Source organism: Caballeronia catudaia, assembly GCF_001544755.2.
GTDB classification, from domain to species: Bacteria; Pseudomonadota; Gammaproteobacteria; order Burkholderiales; family Burkholderiaceae; genus Caballeronia; species Caballeronia catudaia.
The window spans coordinates 276,640-299,787 of the sequence record NZ_FCOF02000004.1; the positions used below are offsets into that span (position 1 = coordinate 276,640).

Genomic DNA, 23,148 nt, shown 5'->3' on the forward strand with positions numbered 1-23,148 from the left:
TTATTGAATTTTTTGTTAACAGCCAGCTACTACTAAAACATAATATAGATTCAATTAGTCGGCCGCGACCTCAGTTATCAGTCTTTCGCTATGTGCGGTCGTCACCAGATGAGTGTGCCCAGAACCGTCGGTCACTCCCTCCTCATAACTTCCGTCTTGCCGCTTGATTCGGTATTTGCGGCCAACCAAGATGTCACCGGTATGCTCGTCCTTAAGAACAAAGGATTCGTCAAATAGTCCGCCGCCCGGCATCACTGGAAAAACAGTGTTTCGCGAGTCCTTTCCTTTCTTTTGAACGGTTATGGTCTTCAGGAAAAGGTCAAGTGGTCCACCGAGCGTGATATCGCCGTCTTTCAGTTGGATGAAGGCTCCGCCGCATTCGATAACAAGTTCCTTCGCCGCTGCAACGGTCACCTTTCCGTTCACGCTTGTTATCGTCAGGTCCTTGTCCGCCACCAGCGACATCGCATCGCTCTGCGCCTGAATCTCCACTGGTCCCTTGGCCGCAAACAGTTTTAATCCGAGCTTCTGCGCGAATATCGATACCATCTCGCCCGCAGCGACCGTAAAACGCTCCATCACGCTGATGTCGGCGTTCTTGCCCGCTACCGCGGAAATGGTTTCCTTGGCAGCCATCTGCACGCCGCGTCCTGAAGCGAGTCCGATCGACGCCGGCGCACTGACGAGCAATCCTGCGTCTTTCAGTCCGTCGAGTTGCTGATTGACCGCTTGCTGCGCATCCGTGTCTGCAGGCTCGGCCTTGGCCTTCCGAGCGGCTTCGGCCAACGCCTTCGCAAGCTCAAGCGCCTGCTCGAGTTGCGCGATCGTCTGCTGCATGTCGAGTTGCTTGCCCGATGCCTCCGGTTGATCGTACGCAGTAACATAAACGCCCTTTCCACCGCGAAGCGCTCCATGCCCCGACGTCCGGAGTTCATACCCTTCACCCCGCTTCTCTAGCTTGTTATCAACGAGATAACCCAGGTTGAGCTGCGACTTACCCGAGTGCTCAGTACTGAGCTTGATGCCCTCCTGCCCCGCCCAATCTTCAAAGCGAAGCTTGTTATTGCTTTGCGTCCGAATCGTTCCGCGCGAAATCCACCGCCGGTCGCTCGTGACCAGGTCAACCGCCTGACTGTGATGGTGAAAGCCCATAATCTCTGGCTTATCCGGATCGCCGTCACGGAAAGAAATGATGGCTTCCGCGTTATCCAGCGCCGGGAAGTGCAAGCCCGTCTGGAACGCACCCGCGAACGGTTTGCTCAGACGAAGCGCCACACTCTCGCCACCCCTTGGCCAATCATCGAAGTCGAAATCGAAGCGGACGGTGTAATAGCCCGCCGCATTCAAGAACGCATATTTATATCTGTCTGGCGACGTGACCCGTGCACTGAGTGTGCCGGCGACCTTCGGCCAAGAATTCGTTTCGAGTCGAAGACGGAAGCGCCGGTCAGCCGGAATGGCCTTGAATGAATTGCTATAGGCCTGATCGCGCGCGCCCGTGTGCGTGACCTCGACCACAAGCAACCCGTCGGGCGCATCGTGAAGTTCTTCATCCGCATGGAACACGCGCCCCGTCTGCAACTCGGACTCGGTGCTCCTGCCATCGATCACCACCTGCCAGGCGATCGCTTCTTCGTGACGCAGTTGCGCTTCGAGCCTGGCTCCCGCGAAATCTCCATGCCCCGTTCCGAAAACATACGGCGTGCCATACGTGGTCGGATCATCCGGCGCAACATTGACCTCATCGCGAAAGCGCTCGTAGGACTTTTCAGGGTTGTACTCCGCGACCACGAACGACTTGGGCACAGTCGTGGCGTGAATCGATAGTTCGGACACCGATTCGCGGGCAACCTCGAGGCCCGATGCTTGACGATAGGGCACGACAAGCTTTGGATCATAGACGTAGTGATCTACGTCATCCCCAAGGACGATCTGGTCACCATATTCCGTTTCCTGGATATACAGATAGATGCCAGCCTTTTGGGCCAGCATCTGAATATAGTCCAGGTCAGTCTGACCGTATTGAAAGCGGAAAAGATGTTGAGGATGCGAGCCACGGAGCCGGACGCTAATCAACATTTGCGTTTTTTCAATATTCAAGCTGTTTCATCCTTTCCAGCGTCTAATCACGCCGATAAACAATGCTCCGGGCACATGTACGAAATAAGCGGTCGTGTGTGAACCTCCGTCCAGAATTCGACGGTACCGCCCAGACCTGCGACCTCGCCAAGCGTTACGTATGCCTATCGCAAGGCTCCGCCGCGGTACACGCGCGCGTCCGGCGGCGAGTATCCTGATGTGTGATACGTGTGGAACGGAGCCGTCGATGTCGCCTCGCATCGCATATCTTGGCGAGCACGTGCGGATGGAAACGGTCGCGCGCGATTCGCGCGTCGTCACGGTCGTGCTCGACCGGCCCGCGCGCCGCAACGCGGTCGATCGCGGCATCGCCGATGCTTTGCGCGAAGCGTTCGAGCGCTTCGATGCGGACGATGCCTTGTCGATCGCCGTGCTGTGGGGCGCGGGCGGCACGTTCTGCGCGGGCGCGGATCTCGGCGCCTTGAACGACGACGCACGACGCAACGAAATCCACGCCGATGGCAGCGGCCCCGGCCCGATGGGTCCGACGCGCTTCGCATTGAACAAGCCTGTGATCGCCGCCATCGCCGGTCATGCGGTCGCGGGCGGTCTGGAACTCGCGGCGTGGTGCGATCTGCGCATCGTCGAGGAGAACGCGGTGCTCGGCGTGTTCTGCAGACGCGTCGGCGTGCCGCTCATTGATGGCGGCACGATACGGCTGCCGCGGCTCGTCGGCATGTCGCGTGCGCTGGATCTGATCCTCACCGGGCGCGCCGTCAATGCACACGAAGCGCTCGCCATCGGCCTCGCCAATCGCATCGCGCCGCAAGGCGAAGCGCGCAACGTGGCCGAGGCGCTCGCGTGCGAACTGGCCGCATTGCCGCAAAGCGCGCTGCGCGCGGACTTGCGCTCGGTCCACGAGAACGCGTTCGACGGCGATCTGGCGCGCGCATTGCAACGCGAAGGCGCGAACGGCTATTCCGCGGTATTCGACGAAGGTCTCGATGGCGCGACCCAGTTCGTCTCGCGCGCGCCGGGCAAAGGACGGGCGACATGAACTCAGTGTTCGGGAACCGTAGAGAAGCGGGTCGCGAGCTCGCCGCGCATCTGAACGAGTACGCGAATCGCGACGACGTCACCGTGCTCGCGCTGCCGCGCGGCGGCGTGCCGGTCGCGTATGAAGTGGCGCGCGCGCTCGGCGCGCGGCTGGATGTGCTCGTCGTGCGCAAGCTCGGCGTGCCGGTGCAGCCGGAACTCGCGATGGGCGCGATCGCATCGGGCGATGCGTTCTTTCTCGACGAGCGCATCGTCGACTATGCGGGCGTCGACAAGCACGAACTCGAACGCGTGATCGCACGCGAGCGCGCCGAACTCGCACGGCGCGAGACGCTTTATCGCGGCAACATGCCGCCGCTCGATGTGAACGGCCGCGTCGCGATCGTCGTCGATGACGGCATGGCCACCGGCGCGACCATGAAAGCCGCGGCGATGTCCTTGCGTCACGCGCATCCCGCGAAGATCGTCGCGGCGCTGCCGGTCGCGCCGCTGGATTCCGAAGCGCGCATCGAAGATATCGTCGATGAATTCGTCTGCGTGATGCGGCCGCATCGATACTTCGGCGTCGGGCAGTTCTATATCGACTTCGATCAGACCAGCGACGACGAAGTGCGCGAGCTGCTCGATGCGGCGCGCAACGATACTTAACGCAGCCAGGGCGCGTCGTGCGCTTCCTGCGTCTTGCCGTATTTTTCCCGCGCGGCCTTCAGCACCGTTTTCTCGATGACGCCTTCGTCCACGAGCGACTTCAGCGCGGCAATGACGATCGACACGCGATCCACTTCGAAGAACTCGCGCAAGGCCTGACGCGTATCGCTACGGCCGAAGCCATCGGTGCCGAGCGTGACGTAGCGGCGCGGCACGTAGGCGCGTATCAATTCCGGCACCGCGCGCACGTAGTCCGTCGCGGCGATCACCGGGCCGCGCGATGTTGCCAGCGCACGCGCGACGAAGGGCTGCGAAACATCGTCGTCGTTCAGGCGCGCGAGACGTTCGCATGACGCGCCATCGCGATGAAGCTCCGTATAGCTCGTCACGCTCCACACGGCGGCGTCGATGTTCCAGTCGCGCTTCAACATCTCGCGAGCGGCGATGGCTTCGTTGAGGATCGCGCCGGAGCCGAGCAGTTGCACTTGCGCTTCGGTTGCATCGTCGCCGATGCGATAGATGCCGCGCAGAATGCCTTCGCGCGTGGCTTCATCCAAAGAACCGCCGGGCGCCGATGGCTGCGCGTAATTCTCGTTGGTCACGGTGACGTAATAGAACACGTCGTTCTGACGTTCCATCATCTCCTGCATGCCTTCATCGACGATCGCCGCGACTTCGTAAGCGAACGCGGGATCGTAGGCGCGGCAGTTCGGAATCGTCGATGCGGACAGATGGCTCGTGCCGTCCTGATGCTGCAGGCCTTCGCCGCCGAGCGTCGTGCGCCCCGCCGTCGCGCCGATGAGAAAGCCGCGCGAACGCTGGTCCGCCGCCGCGAAAATCAGGTCGCCGATGCGCTGGAAACCGAACATCGAGTAGTAGATATAGAACGGGAGCATCGGCAAATCGTGCACGCTGTACGAAGTCGCCGCCGCGATCCACGACGACACCGCGCCCGCCTCCGAAATGCCCTCTTCCAGAATCTGGCCGCGCGTGTCCTCGCGGTAATAGAGCATCGAGCCCATGTCCTCCGGCTCATACAACTGGCCGAGCGGCGAATAGATGCCCACCTGCCGGAAGAGATTCGCCATGCCGAACGTGCGCGCCTCGTCCGCGACCACGGGCACGACGCGCGGCCCGAGCGTCTTGTCCTTCAACAGGCTGCCGAGCATGCGCACGAACGCCATCGTCGTCGACATTTCCTTGCCGGATGCGTCGAGCGCGAACTGGCCCCACGTATCGAGCGCAGGCGGCGTAATGCCTTGCGACGCCTTTGCGCGACGGCGCGGCAGATATCCGCCCAATGCCGCGCGGCGTTCGTGCAGATAGCGCATTTCGGGCGCGTTATCGGCGGGCTTGTAGAACTTCACTTGCTCGACATCTTCATCCGACAGCGGCAGACGGAAGCGATCGCGAAACGCCTTGAGATCGTCGAGATCGAGCTTCTTCTGCTGATGCGTCGTCATGCGGCCCTGCCCCACCGTGCCCATGCCAAAGCCTTTCATCGTCTTCGCGAGGATCACCGTCGGCTGGCCCTTGTGCGCGAGCGCCTTCGCATAGGCCGCATGCAGCTTGCGCACGTCGTGACCGCCGCGCCGCAGACGGTCGATATCTTCATCCGACATATGCGCGACGAGCGCGGCCAGTTCCGGATTCTGTCCGAAGAAACGCTCGCGGTTATAGCGGCCGTCATTCGCCGAGAAGGTTTGAAACTGGCCATCGACGGTGTGCGCGAATGCACGCAGCAATGCATTCGTGCGGTCGCGTGCGAACAGCGCATCCCAGTCCGAGCCCCAAAGCACCTTGATCACGTTCCAGCCCGCGCCGGTGAATTGCGCTTCGAGCTCATCGACGATGCGTCCGTTGCTGCGCACGGGGCCATCGAGCCGCTGCAGATTGCAGTTGATGACGAACACAAGGTTATCGAGTTGTTCGCGCGCGGCGAGCGACAGCGCGCCGATCGCTTCGGGCTCGTCCATCTCGCCATCGCCGAAAAAGCCCCACACCTTGCGGCCTTCCGTGCGCAGCAGATTGCGGTTCTGCACATAGCGCATGAAGCGCGCTTGGTAAATCGAGTTGATCGGACCGATGCCCATCGAACCGGTCGGGAATTGCCAGAAATCCGGCATCAGCCACGGATGGGGATATGAGCACAAGCCCGGCCCCGCGATCTCGCGCCGATAGTGCCGCAAATGCTCTTCGCCGAGAAAGCCTTCGAGGAACGCACGCGCATACACGCCCGGCGATGAATGCGGCTGAAAGTAGACGATATCGCCGCCACCGTTCGCATCGGCGGCTTTGAAGAAATGATTGAAGCCGACTTCGAACAGATCCGCCGCCGACGCATAACTTGCGATATGTCCGCCGAGTTCGCCATAAGCGCGATTCGCGCGCACGACCATAGCCAGCGCGTTCCAGCGCAGCACGCCGGCGAGCTTTTCCTCGATGTCGAGATTGCCCGGATAAGGCGTTTGCTGCGATACGGGAATCGTGTTCGCATAAGGCGTCGCGCGCGCCCGCGCGGACTCCACGCCCACCGACAGCGCATGCTCCGCGAGCCGGTCGAAAAGATATTGCGCCCGCTCCTTGCCGACATGCGCGACGACCGCATCGAGCGCCTCCAGCCATTCGGCGGTTTCATCGGGATCGATGTCCTCACGTCCCTTTGCGATGGAAAGAAGCTGACGGGTTCCGCTCGATAAGTCGGTCATGGCGCGACTCCATTAAGGCTTGAGAATGTGTTCAAGCATATCCATAGCTGCGCAGAATGTGCGTCTCATTTGGCTGCCGTCCCGCTTTGCGGTAGTGTGTTTATTCTTCGAAAACGCTCGAAACCGGAATCTTTCGACTATGACCGGCCATGCCAAGCAGCGCCTCGACCGCACCGACATCGGTATATTGAATCAGCTTCAGCAAAACGCGCGCATCACCAATTCGGAATTGGCGCGCGCGGTGAATCTTTCGCCGACGCCTTGCTTCAATCGCGTGCGCGCTCTCGAAAAGGCGGGTCTTTTCAAGCAGCACGTCACCTTGCTCAATCCCGAAGCGCTCGGGTTGTCGATCAATGTCTTCATTCAAGTGAGCCTGGAGAAGCAGATCAAGGACGCGCTCGCGCGCTTCGAGCAGGCGATCAGCGAGCGCCCTGAAGTGATGGAGTGTTATCTGATGACGGGCGATGCGGATTACCTGCTGCGCGTCGTTTTGCCCGACGTCGCCGCGCTCGAGCGCTTCATCCTCGAGCGGCTCACGAAAATGCCGGGCGTGTCGAATATTCGATCGAGCTTCGCGCTCAAGCAGGTGCGTTACAAGACCGCGCTGCCCTTGCCCGCATCCGGGCTTACCCTCCCCGATCAGAACGCCGATGAAGCCGAATGGACGTGATCGTTGCGTTAAAGCGGTCGCACCTTCCGATCAGATTTAGACGTTCCTGTAATTCTTGCGATGACGCAGCGCGTCGCCTATAACTCGTCAGGCCTGTCGGCATGTTTTCCCGGTTTGACGAGTGATCTGGCGCGGCGCGGCACGAGCGAGAACAACATGAACATCGAAACCGTACGTGTATTCATCATGACGCGCGGCGTCGACCTGGCGATCATGGTCATCGGCGCCATTGCGCTATGGATCATCGGGCGCTGGCTCATCAACCTTGTTATCGGCGCGATGCGCAAGCTCCTTGGGCGCAACGGCCGGGTCGATCCGACGCTCGCGCATTATCTCGGCTCGATCCTCGGCGTCATTCTCAATCTGCTGCTCGTTCTCGCGATTCTGCAGATTTTCGGCGTTCAGACCACGTCCTTCGCGGCGCTGCTCGCGGGTCTCGGTCTCGCCATCGGCACCGCGTGGGGCGGGCTGCTCGCGCATTTCGCGGCGGGCGTGTTCATGCAAGTGCTGCGGCCCTTCAAGGTAGGCGATTTCGTGACAGCGGGCGGCGTCACCGGCACCGTCACCGAGCTCGGCCTTTTCGGCACGACGATCACGACGCCCGACAACGTCGCGGCCATCGTCGGCAATAACAAGATCTTTTCCGACACGATCTGGAACTTCAGCATGCTGCCGCATCGGCGGGTGGAGCTGACGGCGAAGATCGCGAACGGCGTCGATCCGCTCGACGCGATCGCGCGCATCAAGGAAGCGGTCGCCAGGATTCCAAACGTCGCGACGACGCCGCCGCCGGATGTCGAAGTGCTGTCCTTCACGCCGGAAGGCCCGCTTTTGTGCGTGCGGCCCTACACCAATACGAGCGATTACTGGCAGGTCTATTTCGACACCAATCGCGCGATCATCGAAACATTCAGGCAGGCGGGCTATCCCACGCCGGAAACGCCGCTCGTGCGCCGCGTCGTGAACTGATTTTCATGCGTCAATGCTGAACTAGAATGGGTTGAACCGGCGCTCATTGCGCCGGATCACCGGTCGCGCGCGGAGGATGCCATGCCGACTTATCAATACCGTTGCCAGGATTGCGGCGAGACCTTCGAGCACGCGGAGCATGTCGCCGAGCATGCGACGGTGCAGCTCAAATGCCCGAAGTGCGGCAGCGAGAAGATCGCGCATGCGCCTGCGCCGTTCGTCGCGAAGACCACGAAGAAAAGCTGAGAAATCGACTCGTCGACGTATCAGGCCGCGCGGAATCGCACTTCGTGTGACGGCAGTCCGCCCAGGCGTGATGCAACGTGATCGATGAACGCGCGCAGGCGCGGCGCTTCGTGACGGCTCGGCGGCCACAAAATCTGGAACACGCCTTCCGTGCCCGTGTGCGCCCCGAGCACGGCGCGCAGCATGCCGCCTTCGAGCGCGCTCTTCGCGATGAAGTCCGGCACGCACGCGAGCCCTAGCCCCGAGATGCAGGCGGCGAGCACGGCTTCCATGTCGTTGAAAGTGAGCGTCGCGTGCGGATCGATGGCGAACGTATGATCGTCGCGCGAAAAGCGCCACGGCTCGGGCCGCCCGCTTGCGGGGGAACGGAAGCGGATGCACGAATGGCCTTCGAGATCGGCGGGCGTCGCGGGCTCGCCGTGACCGGCGAAATACGTGGGCGAGCCGATCACGACCGGGCCATATTGCGCGAGCGGCCGCGCGAGCAATTGCGAATCGGCGAGACGTCCGGTGCGGATCACGGCGTCATAGCCTTCCTGCGTGATGTCGACCATGCGATCGCTGAACTCGATATCCAGTTCGATGTCGGGATAGCGCCGCCTGAATTCCGGCACGAGCGGCAGCAAGAGACGGCTGCCGAGCGACGGCGCGGCGATGCGCAGCCGCCCGCGCGGCGACGATGTCGATTGAAACAGCTCGTTCTCCGCTTCTTCGAGATCGGCGAGCATGCGCTTGCAGCGCGCGAAGAAGCGCGCGCCTTCGTGCGTGAGGCCGATTCTGCGTGTCGTGCGATTGAGCAACTGCACGCCGAGTTTGGCTTCGAGCCGCATCACGCTCTTGCCCACCGCCGACGCGGACAAACCGAGCGCGCGCCCGGCCGCCACGAAACTGCCCGATTCCGCCGCGCGCACGAACGCGACCATCCCGGAGAGGCTTTCAGTCGATGGAGGCCCGCCCGGTGCGGGATGGGCCTGCGAGGGAGCGATCGTCATATGCGTCATCATCGGGAAATACGGCGCGACGGAATGCGCCTGTCTCCTGCATGAACGTCCGCGACGACGATTTATTCCCGACTATTCACACCTCGTTTCAGCCGTTCAGTTCCTCGTGCAGCGCGACATATTCTTGCGCGAGCTTGTGACGCGGTTCGAGGTAGATCATCGGGCGCGCGTGTTGATGACTCTCTCGAATCTTCACGGAGAGCGACAGATGCGAATTGAGCACGGGGAGATCTTCGCCGCGCAGTTCGTCGACGAGTTGCTGCGGCAGGCTCGCGCGCGGCTGGAACTGATTGATGACGATGCCTTCGACGCTCAGGTCCGGATTGTGATCGTGGCGGATTTCCTGCACATTATCGAGCACGGAATAGAGCGCGCGGCGCGAGAAGTCGTCGCAATCGAAGGGAATCAGGCAGCGCTCGACGGCGATGAGCGCGGAGCGCGTGAAGAAGTTCAGCGCGGGCGGCGTGTCGATATAGACGGCGTCGTAGTCTTGCAGCCCTTTCAGCGCGTCGCGCAGCTTATAGATCTTGTAGCGTGATTCGAGCTTGCTTTGCAGCGCTTCCAGATTCGGATGTGACGGCACGATGTCGAGATTTTCGAACGGCGTCGAATGAATGAAGGAATCGAACGTGGGTTCGCGGAAGCTGTAGCTCAATGCCGATTCGAAGAAACTCGCGAGATTCGGCTGCGCGTCGCGGGCGTTGGCGCCGAGGAGGTACTGGCTCGCATTGCCTTGCGGGTCGAGGTCGATGACCAGTGTGCGCACGCCGCGGGAGGCGCTGATCGCGGCGAGATTGCAGACGATGGTGGACTTGCCTACGCCACCTTTTTGATTGAAGACCACACGGCGCATCGGTTTTTCTTCCTCGGGGTTGGTGAACGGTCGTGTTTTTTGTTTTTTTGGGTTTGGGTTTTGAGCAGGTCCCAGGGGGTGATATTAGCGCATCGGTTTGTTGTTTTTGCTTCGCTTTTCGTGGAAGCCTGATTTCGTGTCGGTCTATTTGCGTTGCCCCTGTGCGGGGCGGCACCTACTTTCTTTGCTGCTGCAAAGAAAGTAGGCAAAGAAAGCAGCTCTCCCCAGCCTAAGCACTTCATACCGGCCGCGGCACAGGCAATCGATAAGTGGTCCGGCAGTAGCGAGTGCCACCGAAGGTCTGATTGGGCGTGGACCGCGCACGGTCTGACAAGCCATAACTTCAAGAACATCGGCTCAGCACGAAATAGCTTCGGCACAGCGCTACGCCCTGCCGCCGGGTCTGCAAGGGAAACCGACTGATCACACATGCAGTGGATGGAGCGCACGCAAACCCGATTGACCGGTCGGCCACGAAGCGGGCCGGAGCTATTTCGTGCTGAACCAGTTTGTTGTGCCGCGCGATGTGGCAGACCGTGCGCGATCCAAGCCGCGGGAGTTTTGTGAGGGCACTCGCTACTCCGGGTTCCATTCAGTCAATCGCCTGTGCCGCGGCCGGTGTGAAGTGCTTAGGCTGGGGATAGCTGTTTCTTCGGTTGCTTTCTTTGCGTCGACCAGAGTTGGCGCTTTAGCGCTTACTCTGGTCCCGAGCAAAGAAAGTGACTGCCGCCCCGCACAGGGCAGTGCTATAGACCGACACGAAAACGGGATCAACCAAAAAACAAAACCCATCAAGGAAAAGCAGGAATCGTAGGATCGGCCCCTTCCAGGTCGGCCTCCGGATGATGCCCCTTCACCAACGCCTCGATCTCCTCGAGGCGCCCCGTCGGTACATCGACCATCATCAGCAATTCGCCTCCCTCGATCGCATGTTCAAAGCGCCGCAACCGCGTATTCGGAATCCCCACGCCGATCATCGTCGCAGCCCATGCGCCGAAGCCCATGCTCGCGAGCGTCATGCAAACGACAGCGCCCCCGGCAATCGTCAACCCAGCCGGCGGAAAGGCCATCGCAACAAGCCCGGCGAGCACACCCGTCGCACCGCCCGCCGCCGTTCCGCGCGCAAGCGCCGGCAAAAGATCCGAGCGTTGAACCAGCGTGGCCTGCGGCAAATCCTCGAGCGGCGTGTGAGGCCGCGCGAGCACATGGATATGCCGCCATTCGATCCGCTTCAGAAGCAGTTCGTCGATGATGCTCTTCGCGCTCGCCACGCTCGGCAAAAGAAAATAGATGCGCCGCATTTCGCGCCTCCATATATCGAATTCCATGTATTCAATATAGACGACGCGAGAAAGCACGTTTTTCAAACAGCTTGCTGAATGCGCGCACCGCTTTCATCGAAGAAATAAATGCGCTCGCGATTCACGCGCACGCCCGCCGCACCGCCAATCTCGCCCGCAAACGTATTCGGCACTTTCACGACGATCTGCTGTTCGCCGACGTTCATCGTCACGAGGGAATGATCGCCGATCAGCTCGACCGAATAGATGCGTCCCTGCAATTCGCCTTCGCCCTGCCGCATCAACGAACACTCTTCCGGACGCACGCCGAGCGTCGCGCGGCCTTCGTGACGCAACGGCGCGTCGAGCGACAGACAGGGTGCATCGAAACGTCCTTGCGCGAGCGTGCCGCGCAGAAAATTCATCGGCGGCGATCCGATGAATCCCGCGACGAACAGATTCGCCGGGTCCGAATAGATACGCGCGGGCGTATCGAGTTGCTGCAACGCGCCCTTGTCGAGGACAGCGACGCGATGCGCGAGCGTCATCGCTTCGATCTGATCGTGCGTCACGTAGATCGTCGTGATGCCGAGCTCGTGTTGCATGTGCTTCAATTCCGCGCGCATGTGGCCGCGCAGCTTGGCATCGAGATTGGAAAGCGGCTCGTCCATGAGGAAGGCAGCCGGCCGCCGCACGATCGCGCGCGCGAGCGCCACGCGCTGACGCTGCCCGCCCGACAACTGACGCGGCAAGCGCGCAAGCAAAGGTTCGAGCTGGACGCTCGCGGCCACTTCGCGCACCGCCGCTTCGATCTCGGCCTTCGGGCGCTTTCTCACGATGAGCGGATACGCGATGTTCTCGAACACCGTCTTGTGCGGATACAGCGCATACGACTGAAACACCATCGCAACATCGCGGTCGCGCGGAAGCTGATGTGTGACATCGGTATCGCCGACGAACACCGCGCCTTCGGTCGCCGACTCCAGCCCCGCGACGATGCGCAGCGCCGTCGTCTTGCCGCAGCCCGATTCGCCGAGCAGCACGAGAAATTCACCCGCCTGCACGTCGAGCGACAAGTCGCGCAGCACGCGCGTGTCGCCGAACAGCTTGCCGACGTTTCTCAACGATACGCTCTTCGACTGGCGCGCCGCCGCGATCTTCGTCAGGCGGGTGTCATCGACCTTGACCGCCTCGCTATCCATGACCGTCATCCTTTCACCGCTCCGACGAGAATGCCCCGCACGATGAAGCGCTGCAACGTGAGCGTGAGCAGCATCACCGGCAGGATCATGATGAGTATCAGCACCGACATGTTCCACCATTGCGGACCGCGCGTCGCATTCTGCGCGGCGACGAGCAGCGGCATCGTCTGCGCATTCGCGGTCGTCAGAAAGAGCGCGAACAGATATTCGTTCCACGACAGGATCAGCACGAGCAGGCCCGTCGCGACGAGGCCGGGCGACACCAGCGGCAGCACGATGCCAAAGAGAATCGAGAAGCGCGTCGCGCCGTCGATCTGCGCGCTCTCTTCGATTTCGCGCGGCACGCCTTCGAAGAAATCGAACATCAGCCACACGACGATCGGCAGATTCGCCGTCGCATACGTGATGATGAGCGCGAGATGCGTGTCGAGCAGGCCGGCGTCCCTGAAGATGAGATAGATCGGGATCACCGTGACGACGGGCGGCAGAATGCGCTGCGACACCACCCAGAACAGAATGTCATCATTGTTCAGCCGTCGATGCGCGCGGCGCATGATCGGGCGCAGCAGCAAAAAGAAAAGCGCGAACGCCACTACGAAAGCGATGCGCAAATCGACATGGCCCCACGCTACCGCCGCGATCAGCAACGCGATCAACACGATGCCGAGCCCCACGGCCGCTATCGGCGGACGGTACTGGATGCGCGCAAGCGCATACGCCGCCATCGAGCCGAGAAAGATCGCGGCCGCCGTGCTGCATGTCGCGACGATCAGCGAGTTCATATAAGGCCGATACGTGTCGGGGCCCAGGTCGACGAATATGTAGTGCCACGCATCGAGATGCGGCGTGAAGTCGACGAAGGGAATGTAGAGCGGTCCCGTCGATACATCCACCGGCAGCTTGAACGACGTAATCGCCATCCAGTACAGCGGGAACAACACGACGAGCGACCAGAACCCCAGCAGCAGATAAGCGACCGCCTTGCCGCCAGCCGGCATTTCATCCACGCGCGCGGGCACGAACCATCGTTTGAATGCGTTCATCACTGATCTCCGCGCGCGCGCCGCACGACGAACTGGAAGAACGAGACGCATGCGATCGTCGAGACGAAGAACAGCATGTACGCCACCGCCGACGCGCCGCCGAGATTCAGCGCGCGCCATTCGATGAACGCATGCAGCGTCATCGATTCGGTCGCGATGCCGGGGCCGCCGTTGGTCAGCACGTTCGGAAGATCGACGATCTTGAATGCTTCGATCAGTCGAATCAGCACTGCGCTTGCAGCGACGGGCGCGATGGACGGCCACGTCACGTCACGGAACACGCGCCACGCCGATGCCCCGTCGAGCTGCGCCGCCTCGATCTGTTCGCGCGACGTGCCTTCGAGCGCCGCGAGCATCACGAGAAACATGAAGGGCACCCATTGCCACGTATCGCCGATCACGACGACGAGCCGCGCGAGCCACGGGTCCGCCGCCCACGCGATCTGGCCGAGGCCGAGCCATGACCATACCGGCGCGAGCGGGCCTATCGAGGTATCGGCCATCATGCGGAACATGTACGCGATGCCGACGGGCGTCACCATCAGCGGCAGAAAGAACAGCAGCCGGAAGAAGCGCCCGCCCTTGAGCGGCAGCGTGCATAGATAAGCGAGCCCCAGCCCGATGAGAAACTGCAGCGCCACACCCGACACGACATAGAAGATCGTCACCATCAGGCTGCCGAGCGCGCCGCCGCCACCGAGCGTATTCGCCGCGAGCCAGACGAGCGCGACACACATGCACGCTGCAATCAGCCGCCCCAATGCGCCGATGATCGAGCGCCGTTCGCTTCTGACGTAACGATAGAGCCATACGATCACGGCAAGCGCGGCGGTGACCATCGCCGCGATGCTGATGACGCCCGGTGCGCGGAACACGCCCGTGAAGTGATACTGCTGACTGCCCGAAAAGAGCCGCACGTAATTTCGCAGCCCGGTGAACGTCAACTGATATCCGCCCTCGCCCAGTTCGAAACGCGTCAGCGAAAGATACGCGGACGTGACGAGCGGAAAGATCGAGAACGCGAGAATCAGCAGCACGGTCGGCAGCACGAAAACATAAGGCGCCTGCCTGTCGATCCAGTTGGCGGCGCGCGCGCGCGAACCCCGCTCGTTCGCGGCCACGGCTGATGCGTGCGACGGCGTATTCATCGAGTCTCCATAGCGGCGCGGATCAGCGTCCGCGCCACGTCACAAAGATCACTTCGCGCCGATCGACGCCTTGTATGCGCGCAACTGGGTGTCCTTGCCGAGATCGTCGGTGATCTCGCTCCAGCCGCTGTCGATGGCCTTCATCGTCGCGTCGGCATCGATTTCGCCCGCGACGAAACGCGCGACCGCCGTATCGAGCACGACTTGCTCATAGCGCTGATTCTGCGGAATGCGCAGGTCGATGATCATGTTCGGACTCTGCAGGCTCTGCTGAATCGCGCCGAGATACGACTTCGCCGCGGCGTCGCTCATGCCCGCCTTCTTCCATGCCGACATATCCGTGAACTGCGAACGCCGATACGGATTGAAGCCCGATGCGCCGATCGTCACATCCACGTTCGATTGCGCGGGCTGGCTCATGAACGAGAGGAACGCATAAGCCGCGTCCTTCACCTTCGGTTTCGCCTTCGCGTTGATGCCGCCCGACCAGCCGCCGAACGCGGCGAACGGCGCATGGTTCACGCCGTCGATCGCATACGGACACGTGGCTTTGTCGCACGGCACGAGCTTGCCCGTGTCGCGATCGAGCACCTTGCGCGAGCCGGGCAGAATCACCGCGCCGACCTTGTCGATCACCTTCGACTGCTTCGGATCGATGGCGAGCACGCCGATATCGCCCCAGTCGAGCGTCAATGCGCAATGGCCGGAGATGAACGCGCTGCGCGTATCGCCGACATCGAGATTGATTTCGTTGGGCGGACCGTAGGTCGTCGATTCCTTATAGACGCGCAATGCTTCCTTGAAGCCGTCGTTGTTCACGAGCGACTTGAAGTTGCGCGGATCGAAGAACGCGCCCTGCGCCGTGCCCTTCGATTGCAGATAGCCGCCCGCGATCGAGATGATCGCCCAATACGCCTGGGCGTTGCGCTTCTTCGATATGCACGATCCCGCGACCGGCTTGCCATCGCCGCCGAAGGCCTTGCCGTTGGCCGCCTTCGCGATGTCGAGATAATCGTCCCAGGTCTTCGGCGGCTCTTTGCCGAGCTGCTTCAGGATATCGGTGCGGTAATAGACCATCTGGAAGTCGCCGTCGAGCGCGATCAGATAGGTCTTGCCGTTGTACTTCTGCGAGAAGTCGACGAAGAACGGCATCACGTCGCCTTCCTTCAACGCTGCGTCTTTGGCGACGCGCTGCGTCAGGTCTTCGAGGAACGCGCCTTTCGTGTAATCGACCATCCATTGCGGCGCGAACACGGCGGCATCGACGGAATTCGTGCCCGACGCCCAGTCGGTCAACAACTTCTGATAAAGGTCAGAGAATGGCACCGTCAGCACGTTGATCTTCGCGCCCGTCAGCTTCTCGAACTCGGGCGCGCGGCGTTGCAGCGGCTCGGCGATTTGCGGCCCGACGAAGGTCATCACGTTGACGGTCACGCCCTTGAAGTCTTCTGCCGCCATCGCGGGCGATGCGGCGATACATGTGGCCGCGAGCGCGGCTGCGGCGCCCGCTTGCTTGAACAGGTTCATTGTGTGTCTCCTCCATTGCGGTTGACCACGCTTGGGTATTTCTTGTCTTCTACTCCCTGAACAGGTCCGGTCTTTCAGCGGAGAAGCGTCGCAACTCCGCGACGACTTCATCGAGGTGATCGTGCATCGCGCGCGCGGCGGCGTCGCCATCGCGCTTGCGAAGGGCATCGGCGATACGCCCGTGTTCCGCGAGCGTATGCGCATGGCGCTCGGGACTCGCCATCAGCCGGCGCGCGCGATCGAGCGCATTGCGCGACGCCGCGACGATCTCCTTCACGCGCGGCAGATCGATCGCATCGAGCAGCAGTGCATGAAACGCGAGATCGAGCACATGAAATTCGCGGCGCAAGCCTTGGCTCACCGCATCGCGTTCGCGATCGAGATTGGCGTCGAGGGCATCGAGCGTGGCTTCGTCGCAGCAAGCGGCCAGCGCGCGCACCGTTTCCACTTCGAGCGCGCTGCGGATGAAAAGATGCTGGCGTATATCGTGCATGACAATTGGCATGACGCGAGTGCCGCGTTGCGGCAACACTTCGACGAGCCCCGCGGCCGCGAGCTTCGCAAGCGCCGACGAAACCGGAAAGCGCGAGACGCCCATGCGCTCGCATACCGCGAGCTTGTCGATCATCATGCCGGGCTCCATCGCGAGATTGACGATGGCCGCGCGCAGCGCTTCTTCGACCGCGTCGGTGAGGCTGCCGCGCTCCGAACCGTGCAACTGTGGCAATGCGCGATAAGGGTCGGCGGCGAGGCTGTTTTCATTCGTCGATGTGCTCACGCCGCCCTTGATTTCGCACTAACATGCTAGCAGGCTAGGAGGCGAAACACGGGTTGTCAATGTCGATAAACCCCTTGCTTTGCAGCATCCCGAGCCGTCACGCCACCTTTCGAGGAGATGAAGATGACTAGCATCACGAAGCTCTCCGTGCGCGATATCCGCTTTCCAACTTCGCGTTCGCTCGACGGTTCGGACGCGATGAACGCCGCGCCCGACTATTCCTCCGCCTACGTGATACTCGAAACCGATGCGCCCGGACTCGCCGGTCATGGCCTCACGTTCACGATCGGGCGCGGCACGGAAGTCGTCGTCGCGGCGGTCGAGGCGCTTGCGCCGCTCGTCGTCGGCAGGAAGCTCGAAGAGATTGCCGCGGACATGGGCGGCTTCTGGCGCGCGATTACATCGGACAGTCAGTTGCGCTGGATCGGTCCCGAGAAAGGCGTCATTCATCTCGCGACCGCAGCCGTGGTCAACGCCGTGTGGGACCTCTGGGCAAAAAGCGAGAAGAAGCCCTTGTGGAAACTGCTCGTCGACATGAGTCCGGAAGAACTCGTGCATTGTCTGGACTTCCGTTACGTGACCGATGCGATCACGCCATCGGAAGCGCTCGCGCTGTTGAAGCGTCTGCAAGGCACGCGCGGCGAACGCGAACAGGAGATGCTCGCGCAAGGCTTTCCGGCTTACACGACCTCGGCGGGCTGGCTCGGCTACGACGACGACAAGATTCGCCGGCTCGCGCGCGAAGGCGTCGCGGCGGGCTGGACGCATTTCAAGCAGAAAGTCGGCGGCAATCTCGAAGAAGATATCCGGCGCGCGCGCATCTTGCGCGAGGAAATCGGCCCCGAGCGCAAGCTCATGATGGATGCGAACCAGGTCTGGGAAGTCGATGAAGCGATCGCGAACATGCGCCGTCTCGCGGAGTTCGATCCGTGGTGGATCGAGGAGCCGACGAGCCCGGACGACGTGCTCGGCCATGCCGCCATCCGCAAGCGCCTTGCGCCGATGATAGGCGTCGCTACCGGCGAGCATTGCCAGAACCGGGTCATCTTCAAGCAGCTCCTGCAGGCCGAAGCAATCGACTTTTGTCAGATCGATAGCTGCCGTCTCGGCGGGCTGAACGAAGTGCTCGTCGTTCTCCTGATGGCCGCGAAGTTCGGCGTGCCCGTGTGTCCGCATGCGGGCGGCGTCGGCTTATGCGAGTATGTGCAGCACATTTCGCTGTTCGACTACATCTGCGTGTCGGGGTCGCTCGAGAATCGCGTGCTCGAATACGTCGATCATCTGCACGAGCATTTTCTCGATCCGGTCGTCATCGGGAACGGGCGCTATATGCCGCCGCAAGCGCCGGGATACAGCATCGAGATGCATGCGGCGTCGCTCGAACGCCACGAATTCGGCAAAGGAGAAGCATGGCGCACATGAAGGCCCCGACATGGCTGGACGTCATCGCGCAAACCGAGCGCGCGCTCGCATGCGGCGCGCTGCGCTCCTTCGATACCGTCCAAAGCGTGATCGAGGACGGCGGCGTGCGCTTTCACGTGCGGCAGGCGGCGAATCTCGCGCGCAAGGAAGAGGCGTCGAAGCTCGCGGCGAAATCGGCCGCGGATGCCGCGAGCGAATGGCGCGATCCGTTTTCGCCATGCGAGGAGGCGTTGCGGGTCGGCGATATCGGCGAGCAGCATTTCCTGTTGCTCAACAAGTTCAACGTGCTCGCGCATCATCTGCTGATCGTGACGACCGACTTCGAGCCGCAGGAATGCCTCATCGGTGAAAAGGATTTCGCCGCGCTCTTCGCCTGTCTGGATTGCTTCGACGGGCTCGGCTTCTATAACGGCGGTGCGATCGCCGGGTCGAGCCAGCCGCACAAGCATCTGCAGATGGTGCCCTTGCCGCTCGACGCCGATACGCAAGAGGCCTTGCCGATCGAGCCGCATCTCGAAGCCGCGCGCACGGACGGCATCTTTCGCGCGCCGGGGCTCGCGTTCGCGCATGCGGCGGCGTGGCTCGACAACCACGACCTGGCGCACGCCCACGCGACTTATCGGCGCTTGCTGGAGGCGATCGGCATCGAGCCGCTCGATGTCGCCGGCGTCGCGCATCAGAGCGCGCCCTACAACCTGCTCGTCACGCGCCGCTGGATGCTCGCGGTGCCGCGCAGCGTGTCGCATGTCGAAGGCGTCGCCGTGAATGCGCTCGGCTTCGCGGGCTCGCTCTTCGTGCGCGACGACGCGCAGCGCGGCATCGTCGAATCGCGCGGTCCGATGAAGCTGCTCGCGGATGCGGCCATCTCTTGAAATCGGCGGCGGCGGCCCGCATGTCGGCTTCCAGACATCGGGAGTTCAAGCAACATGGGAAGCCGGCCTCAATTCATCGACGATCTCGCGCGCGGCGCGCAAGACGCCGCGCCCTCCGCTCCGCTCGACGACACCGCGCTGCTCGACGCCTATTCGCGCACGGTCATCGGCGCGCTCGAGCGCGTGCGGCAGGCAGTCGTGTTCATCTCCGTCGAGCGTCAGCTTGCCGATCAGCGCGGCGCGCGCCGCAACGTCGGCGGCACGGGCTCGGGTTTCATCTTCACGCCGGACGGCTATCTGCTGACCAATAGCCACGTCGTGCATGGCGCGACGCATATCGTCGTCACGCTGGCGGACGGCGCGCGCTTCGACGCCGATCTGATCGGCGACGATCCCGCGAGCGATCTCGCGGTGCTGCGCATCGGCTCGGCCGAACCGTTGCCGCATGTCGAGCTGGGCAGCTCGGGCGCCTTGCGCGTCGGGCAGATCGCGATCGCCGTGGGCAATCCGCTCGGACTCGCGCAAACCGTCACGACGGGCGTCGTGTCCGCGCTCGGCAGAACGCTGCGCTCGACCTCGGGCCGCATGATTTACGACGTCATCCAGACCGACGCCGCGCTCAATCCCGGCAATTCGGGCGGGCCGCTCATCGATTCGGCGGGGCACGTGATCGGCGTGAACACGGCGATCATCTCCGGCGCGCAGGCCATTTCCTTCGCCACGGCGATCGATACGGCGAAGTGGGTCATCATGCAGATCTTCACGCACGGGCGCGTGCGGCGCGCGTATATCGGCGTCGCGGGCACGACCACGCCGATCTCGCGTCGCGTGCAGCGCTTCTTCGGGCTGAGCGCGGCGAGCGGCGTGCATGTGATGGAGATCGTGAAAGGCAGTCCGGCCGCGCTCGGCGGGTTGCGCACGGGCGATCGCATCGTCGCGGTGGATGACATTGCCGTCGATAGCGTGGATGGCTTGCAGCGCACGCTGGACGCGTCGCGCATCGATCGGCCGGTGAAGATCGCGGTGCTGCGCGGCACACAGAAACTCGACGTGGAGGTTACGCCCGTCGAGCAAACCGGATAACGCCGCGGCGGTGCATGCCTTCATCGCATGCGCCGCCGCTCGCGCCGCTTCGCTTCAGCCTTCACTTCTTTTTCTGCCGCCGGTCTCCCCCGCTGGCTCTCCCACGTACCCCGTGTCTCGTTCGTGCGCATCGGCGAAGACGTCCGCCAGGCGCTCGCGCAGCGCGGCCGCATCGCGCCGCAGCGGCTCGTTCGTCGACGCGACGATCAACGCATCGATGCGCCGCTGCCAGTATTCCTGCCGCATGACGGCAGGCCGCATCGGCGCGGTGCGCCCGCTCGTCGCGACGCGCTCCAGCTCCGCGATCATCCGCCCGATGTGCGCAAGTTCCTCTTGCGCATGTTGATCGGCGCTCACAAGCTTTCTCCTCGGCTTCCCCCGTCTCCATGCCAGCGCGGGTTCATGCAGTCCTAAACGGCCGGGCCTGAGGTTTTATTCCAGGGTTGTAAGCAAAGCGCGCCCGCGCGCGCCGGGGCCGGGCTTTGCGCTATTGCGTGTGTATTGACGATGCATTGACGACTATGTGCGCTAACAGCCGGTGGCGCGAGCGCGGGTCCGGCTTAATGTGGCAGCAGCAGGCAGGGTTCGCGCGCACGGGTCGCCCCGTCGAACGACTTTTGCCCTGCCGGGGAAGGTCCTAGAAAAGGATTGCCATGACCACGCACAAGAAAAACCAGACGGCGCCGCGCCATGCGGGCATCCGCTGCACCGGCCAGCAACTGGACGCCATCTTGCGATTCGCCGAGGAACGCAAGCTCGATCATCAACCGCTGCATATCGTGGTCGCCGAATTCTGGCGCTATCACGCGCACTCGGACGCAAAGGCGGCCTGATCGTTCGACCTTCCAGCGGGTTTCAGCGCATTGCCCGTGCGGGCATCGCGGGCGCTATTGCCCCGAAAGCACGCGCTGCTTGAGCACCCAGATTGCAGTCGGCACCGCGTAATAACTGCTGACGTTGCCGGTGACGAGCTTGCCCGTCAACTGGACGCGCGCGTTTTCGGGCGGCGTCGCGTCGATGATCTGCACCGCCGATACGTTCGACTGCTGCCGCCCGCTTTGCCCCGCGCTTGCACTCAATACGCAGATGGGGCTCGACAGCGAGAGCACCCACGCCGCTTTCGCCGACGCATCGCCTTCGCGCGAAGCCTGGCGCGCGGCCGTGCCTTCGAGCATGACGACATCGCCGTCGTTGTAGCACGGCGCCGCGACTGCGGAGCCTGCCATCAGTACGAGCACCCACGCACAGGCTTTCGCAATCATTCGAACCTCGCGGCGAGCGCGTCGCGTGACGCGCGGTTCCGGGAAAGAAGCTCAGTTACTTTAGGTGATAGCCGTGGGGGTCGCAACCCGGCGAAGATCGGTCTCGCGTTTCGTCTTTCAGACTGATCATTCGGGAACGGGCGTTGCTCAGCTTGATATGACAAATAAAGAGCGCGCTGCATGCGCATGAATACATCTGTTGCTTGGTCCGCGGGATAGCGCGGACTGACAGAGGGGGCGACGATGAATCAGGTCATAGTTGGGGTGTTCGCCTCGTATCGGGACGGACATGACGCGCTTCGCGCATTGCAGCTTGCAGGATTGCGACGCGACGATGCACATCTTTACCGGGCGGGACGCGGCGATAAAAACATCGACGCACTTTTGCCGCCCACGCACGACGAGGACGATGCGGAATACGTCGCGCACGGTGAGCATCAGGGCGTGATCGGGGCGCGAAACCGTTTCGTGCCGCACGAACCGTTGCCGCGTCATCCGCCCGCGCCCCACGCGCCCGACGACGCCGCGCCGCAACGCACCTTGCTCGTCATCCGCATGACGGACGACATCAAGCCGGGCGCTATCGGCGAGGTGCTGCACGAGCATGGCGCGATCGCGGTGAAGGACGCGAGCGGACGCTGGCGTTTCTCGCCGTTCAGAAATGCGGGGCGCGTGTGATCTTCCGGTGATCAGTGCATTCCCCGATGCGGCTTGCGTGATGCGAGCCACTCATCGACCGCCGAACTCTCCGCACGTTCGTCCTCCTGCACTTCGTCCTGCGATGCTCCATCGGCCAGCGCGCGCGCCTCCTGCGCCGCAGCGGCCGCGCGCAAGCGCCGGCAACGCGCTGAATGGCGGAACGTCGCGAGCATGCGCACGACTTCGCGGGTTCTCGTTCTCATTGTTGCCTCCCCTGTCGAAGCAGTTGAGAAACTACTTTAAGTCTAGGCGGCAAAACCGCGGGCGCAAGGCGTTTCTACGAAATAATGTGCGCAGGCGTTCGTTGCTTTATAGGTCGCGCGGCGATGAAAAAACCGGGCGTTGCTTGCGCATACGCCCGGTTCGGGTACTACTGTGCTGCTACTGCTACTGCTACTGCTCACTTTCACGCTACGAATTTCCTTCTACGGCTGTGCTTCTGCTGCTGTGCTTCTGCTGCTGTGCTTCCACTGCTTCACTTCCACTGCTTCACTTCCACTGCTTCACTTCCACTGCTTCACTTCCACTGCTTCACTTCCACTGCTTCACTTCCACTGCTTCACTTCCACTGCTTTCCTTCCACTGCTTTGCTTCCACTGCTT

General features: G+C 62.3%; 23 protein-coding genes. 10 read left to right on the forward strand and 13 right to left on the reverse strand.

The window, feature by feature from the left end:
- Positions 1-54: 54 nt before the first annotated feature.
- The gene (locus AWB75_RS06745) at positions 55-2,079 is read right to left on the reverse strand and encodes a DUF2345 domain-containing protein (protein WP_087086501.1); all 2,025 of its coding nucleotides are present in this window, start codon (positions 2,077-2,079) and stop codon (positions 55-57) included.
- Between the two features lie 247 nt (positions 2,080-2,326).
- Between AWB75_RS06745 and AWB75_RS06750 the strand changes: the two genes are divergently transcribed.
- Both AWB75_RS06750 and AWB75_RS06755 read left to right on the forward strand, forming a co-directional pair.
- A complete protein-coding gene (locus AWB75_RS06750; RefSeq protein WP_061123287.1) occupies positions 2,327-3,136 on the forward strand; it encodes a crotonase/enoyl-CoA hydratase family protein in 810 nt (269 codons plus the stop codon).
- Positions 3,133-3,783, forward strand: a complete 651-nt coding sequence (locus tag AWB75_RS06755; RefSeq protein ID WP_061123288.1) for a phosphoribosyltransferase — start codon at positions 3,133-3,135, stop codon at positions 3,781-3,783. Before AWB75_RS06750 ends, AWB75_RS06755 begins: the two co-directional genes overlap by 4 nt.
- On the opposite strand, the gene mdeB is transcribed toward AWB75_RS06755, so the two are convergent.
- Positions 3,780-6,491, reverse strand: coding sequence for an alpha-ketoglutarate dehydrogenase (gene mdeB, locus AWB75_RS06760; protein ID WP_061123289.1), 2,712 nt, complete (start codon positions 6,489-6,491; stop codon positions 3,780-3,782). The genes AWB75_RS06755 and mdeB overlap by 4 nt on opposite strands.
- Before the next feature lie 139 nt (positions 6,492-6,630).
- Between mdeB and AWB75_RS06765 the strand changes: the two genes are divergently transcribed.
- The 3 genes from AWB75_RS06765 to AWB75_RS06775 all read left to right on the forward strand — a co-directional run bounded on the left by AWB75_RS06765 (position 6,631) and on the right by AWB75_RS06775 (position 8,376).
- On the forward strand, positions 6,631-7,161 hold the full coding sequence (locus AWB75_RS06765) for an Lrp/AsnC family transcriptional regulator (RefSeq protein ID WP_061123290.1): 531 nt from the start codon (positions 6,631-6,633) through the stop codon (positions 7,159-7,161).
- 156 nt (positions 7,162-7,317) lie between these two features.
- The gene (locus tag AWB75_RS06770) at positions 7,318-8,130 is read left to right on the forward strand and encodes a mechanosensitive ion channel family protein (protein WP_061123339.1); all 813 of its coding nucleotides are present in this window, start codon (positions 7,318-7,320) and stop codon (positions 8,128-8,130) included.
- A gap of 81 nt (positions 8,131-8,211) precedes the next feature.
- Positions 8,212-8,376, forward strand: a complete 165-nt coding sequence (locus tag AWB75_RS06775; protein ID WP_061123291.1) for an FmdB family zinc ribbon protein — start codon at positions 8,212-8,214, stop codon at positions 8,374-8,376.
- A gap of 20 nt (positions 8,377-8,396) precedes the next feature.
- On the opposite strand, the gene AWB75_RS06780 is transcribed toward AWB75_RS06775, so the two are convergent.
- The 8 genes from AWB75_RS06780 to AWB75_RS06820 all read right to left on the reverse strand — a co-directional run bounded on the left by AWB75_RS06780 (position 8,397) and on the right by AWB75_RS06820 (position 17,208).
- Positions 8,397-9,299, reverse strand: coding sequence for a LysR family transcriptional regulator (locus AWB75_RS06780; protein ID WP_061123292.1), 903 nt, complete (start codon positions 9,297-9,299; stop codon positions 8,397-8,399).
- A gap of 166 nt (positions 9,300-9,465) precedes the next feature.
- Positions 9,466-10,230: a ParA family protein gene (locus AWB75_RS06785; RefSeq protein ID WP_061123293.1), complete on the reverse strand. Its 765-nt coding sequence runs from the start codon at positions 10,228-10,230 to the stop codon at positions 9,466-9,468.
- A 791-nt stretch (positions 10,231-11,021) separates the two neighbouring features.
- On the reverse strand, positions 11,022-11,531 hold the full coding sequence (locus tag AWB75_RS06795) for a hypothetical protein (RefSeq protein WP_061123340.1): 510 nt from the start codon (positions 11,529-11,531) through the stop codon (positions 11,022-11,024).
- A gap of 62 nt (positions 11,532-11,593) precedes the next feature.
- The gene (locus AWB75_RS06800) at positions 11,594-12,712 is read right to left on the reverse strand and encodes an ABC transporter ATP-binding protein (RefSeq protein WP_327218465.1); all 1,119 of its coding nucleotides are present in this window, start codon (positions 12,710-12,712) and stop codon (positions 11,594-11,596) included.
- Between the two features lie 5 nt (positions 12,713-12,717).
- On the reverse strand, positions 12,718-13,755 hold the full coding sequence (locus tag AWB75_RS06805; RefSeq protein ID WP_061123294.1) for a carbohydrate ABC transporter permease: 1,038 nt from the start codon (positions 13,753-13,755) through the stop codon (positions 12,718-12,720).
- Positions 13,755-14,903: a carbohydrate ABC transporter permease gene (locus tag AWB75_RS06810; protein ID WP_061123295.1), complete on the reverse strand. Its 1,149-nt coding sequence runs from the start codon at positions 14,901-14,903 to the stop codon at positions 13,755-13,757. Before AWB75_RS06810 ends, AWB75_RS06805 begins: the two co-directional genes overlap by 1 nt.
- A 48-nt stretch (positions 14,904-14,951) precedes the next feature.
- Positions 14,952-16,430, reverse strand: a complete 1,479-nt coding sequence (locus tag AWB75_RS06815; protein ID WP_061123296.1) for an extracellular solute-binding protein — start codon at positions 16,428-16,430, stop codon at positions 14,952-14,954.
- 49 nt (positions 16,431-16,479) lie between these two features.
- Positions 16,480-17,208 carry a GntR family transcriptional regulator gene (locus AWB75_RS06820; protein ID WP_235012003.1) on the reverse strand — a complete coding sequence of 243 codons (729 nt, stop codon included), beginning with the start codon at positions 17,206-17,208 and terminating at the stop codon, positions 16,480-16,482.
- Positions 17,209-17,331: 123 nt separating this feature from the next.
- Here AWB75_RS06820 and AWB75_RS06825 point away from each other — a divergent pair, with 123 nt between their 5' ends.
- From AWB75_RS06825 to AWB75_RS06835, 3 genes are read left to right on the forward strand one after another with little or no spacing between them, the layout of a single operon-like run.
- A complete protein-coding gene (locus AWB75_RS06825) occupies positions 17,332-18,630 on the forward strand; it encodes an L-fuconate dehydratase (RefSeq protein ID WP_061123342.1) in 1,299 nt (432 codons plus the stop codon).
- Positions 18,618-19,502 carry an ATP adenylyltransferase family protein gene (locus AWB75_RS06830; RefSeq protein WP_061123298.1) on the forward strand — a complete coding sequence of 295 codons (885 nt, stop codon included), beginning with the start codon at positions 18,618-18,620 and terminating at the stop codon, positions 19,500-19,502. Before AWB75_RS06825 ends, AWB75_RS06830 begins: the two co-directional genes overlap by 13 nt.
- A 54-nt stretch (positions 19,503-19,556) precedes the next feature.
- On the forward strand, positions 19,557-20,585 hold the full coding sequence (locus AWB75_RS06835; RefSeq protein ID WP_061123299.1) for a S1C family serine protease: 1,029 nt from the start codon (positions 19,557-19,559) through the stop codon (positions 20,583-20,585).
- Positions 20,586-20,639: 54 nt separating this feature from the next.
- On the opposite strand, the gene AWB75_RS06840 is transcribed toward AWB75_RS06835, so the two are convergent.
- Positions 20,640-20,942, reverse strand: coding sequence for a hypothetical protein (locus tag AWB75_RS06840; protein ID WP_061123300.1), 303 nt, complete (start codon positions 20,940-20,942; stop codon positions 20,640-20,642).
- Positions 20,943-21,238: 296 nt separating this feature from the next.
- Between AWB75_RS06840 and AWB75_RS06845 the strand changes: the two genes are divergently transcribed.
- Positions 21,239-21,418 (forward strand): hypothetical protein, encoded by a 180-nt coding sequence (locus tag AWB75_RS06845; protein ID WP_061123301.1) that lies wholly within the window; start codon positions 21,239-21,241, stop codon positions 21,416-21,418.
- 54 nt (positions 21,419-21,472) lie between these two features.
- Here the strand turns inward: AWB75_RS06845 and AWB75_RS06850 are convergent, their stop codons facing one another.
- Positions 21,473-21,847 (reverse strand): hypothetical protein, encoded by a 375-nt coding sequence (locus tag AWB75_RS06850; RefSeq protein WP_087086504.1) that lies wholly within the window; start codon positions 21,845-21,847, stop codon positions 21,473-21,475.
- A 243-nt stretch (positions 21,848-22,090) separates the two neighbouring features.
- On the opposite strand from AWB75_RS06850, the gene AWB75_RS06855 reads away from it, so the two are divergent.
- Positions 22,091-22,525: a hypothetical protein gene (locus AWB75_RS06855; RefSeq protein ID WP_061123302.1), complete on the forward strand. Its 435-nt coding sequence runs from the start codon at positions 22,091-22,093 to the stop codon at positions 22,523-22,525.
- An 11-nt stretch (positions 22,526-22,536) separates the two neighbouring features.
- On the opposite strand, the gene AWB75_RS06860 is transcribed toward AWB75_RS06855, so the two are convergent.
- Entirely contained in the window at positions 22,537-22,749 is a 213-nt protein-coding gene (locus tag AWB75_RS06860) for a hypothetical protein (protein WP_061123303.1), read from the reverse strand.
- Positions 22,750-23,148: the final 399 nt, after the last annotated feature.

Bases quoted from the DNA above. Each gene is read 5' to 3' on its own strand.
- AWB75_RS06745 (WP_087086501.1), bottom strand. From the start codon at position 2,079: ATGTTGATTAGCGTCCGGCTCCGTGGCTCGCATCCTCAACATCTTTTC.
- AWB75_RS06750 (WP_061123287.1), top strand. From the start codon at position 2,327: ATGTCGCCTCGCATCGCATATCTTGGCGAGCACGTGCGGATGGAAACG.
- AWB75_RS06755 (WP_061123288.1), top strand. From the start codon at position 3,133: ATGAACTCAGTGTTCGGGAACCGTAGAGAAGCGGGTCGCGAGCTCGCC.
- mdeB (WP_061123289.1), bottom strand. From the start codon at position 6,491: ATGACCGACTTATCGAGCGGAACCCGTCAGCTTCTTTCCATCGCAAAG.
- AWB75_RS06765 (WP_061123290.1), top strand. From the start codon at position 6,631: ATGACCGGCCATGCCAAGCAGCGCCTCGACCGCACCGACATCGGTATA.
- AWB75_RS06770 (WP_061123339.1), top strand. From the start codon at position 7,318: ATGAACATCGAAACCGTACGTGTATTCATCATGACGCGCGGCGTCGAC.
- AWB75_RS06775 (WP_061123291.1), top strand. From the start codon at position 8,212: ATGCCGACTTATCAATACCGTTGCCAGGATTGCGGCGAGACCTTCGAG.
- AWB75_RS06780 (WP_061123292.1), bottom strand. From the start codon at position 9,299: ATGGTCGCGTTCGTGCGCGCGGCGGAATCGGGCAGTTTCGTGGCGGCC.
- AWB75_RS06785 (WP_061123293.1), bottom strand. From the start codon at position 10,230: ATGCGCCGTGTGGTCTTCAATCAAAAAGGTGGCGTAGGCAAGTCCACC.
- AWB75_RS06795 (WP_061123340.1), bottom strand. From the start codon at position 11,531: ATGCGGCGCATCTATTTTCTTTTGCCGAGCGTGGCGAGCGCGAAGAGC.
- AWB75_RS06800 (WP_327218465.1), bottom strand. From the start codon at position 12,712: ATGGATAGCGAGGCGGTCAAGGTCGATGACACCCGCCTGACGAAGATC.
- AWB75_RS06805 (WP_061123294.1), bottom strand. From the start codon at position 13,755: ATGAACGCATTCAAACGATGGTTCGTGCCCGCGCGCGTGGATGAAATG.
- AWB75_RS06810 (WP_061123295.1), bottom strand. From the start codon at position 14,903: ATGAATACGCCGTCGCACGCATCAGCCGTGGCCGCGAACGAGCGGGGT.
- AWB75_RS06815 (WP_061123296.1), bottom strand. From the start codon at position 16,430: ATGAACCTGTTCAAGCAAGCGGGCGCCGCAGCCGCGCTCGCGGCCACA.
- AWB75_RS06825 (WP_061123342.1), top strand. From the start codon at position 17,332: ATGACTAGCATCACGAAGCTCTCCGTGCGCGATATCCGCTTTCCAACT.
- AWB75_RS06830 (WP_061123298.1), top strand. From the start codon at position 18,618: ATGGCGCACATGAAGGCCCCGACATGGCTGGACGTCATCGCGCAAACC.
- AWB75_RS06835 (WP_061123299.1), top strand. From the start codon at position 19,557: ATGGGAAGCCGGCCTCAATTCATCGACGATCTCGCGCGCGGCGCGCAA.
- AWB75_RS06845 (WP_061123301.1), top strand. From the start codon at position 21,239: ATGACCACGCACAAGAAAAACCAGACGGCGCCGCGCCATGCGGGCATC.
- AWB75_RS06850 (WP_087086504.1), bottom strand. From the start codon at position 21,847: ATGATTGCGAAAGCCTGTGCGTGGGTGCTCGTACTGATGGCAGGCTCC.
- AWB75_RS06855 (WP_061123302.1), top strand. From the start codon at position 22,091: ATGAATCAGGTCATAGTTGGGGTGTTCGCCTCGTATCGGGACGGACAT.
- AWB75_RS06860 (WP_061123303.1), bottom strand. From the start codon at position 22,749: ATGAGAACGAGAACCCGCGAAGTCGTGCGCATGCTCGCGACGTTCCGC.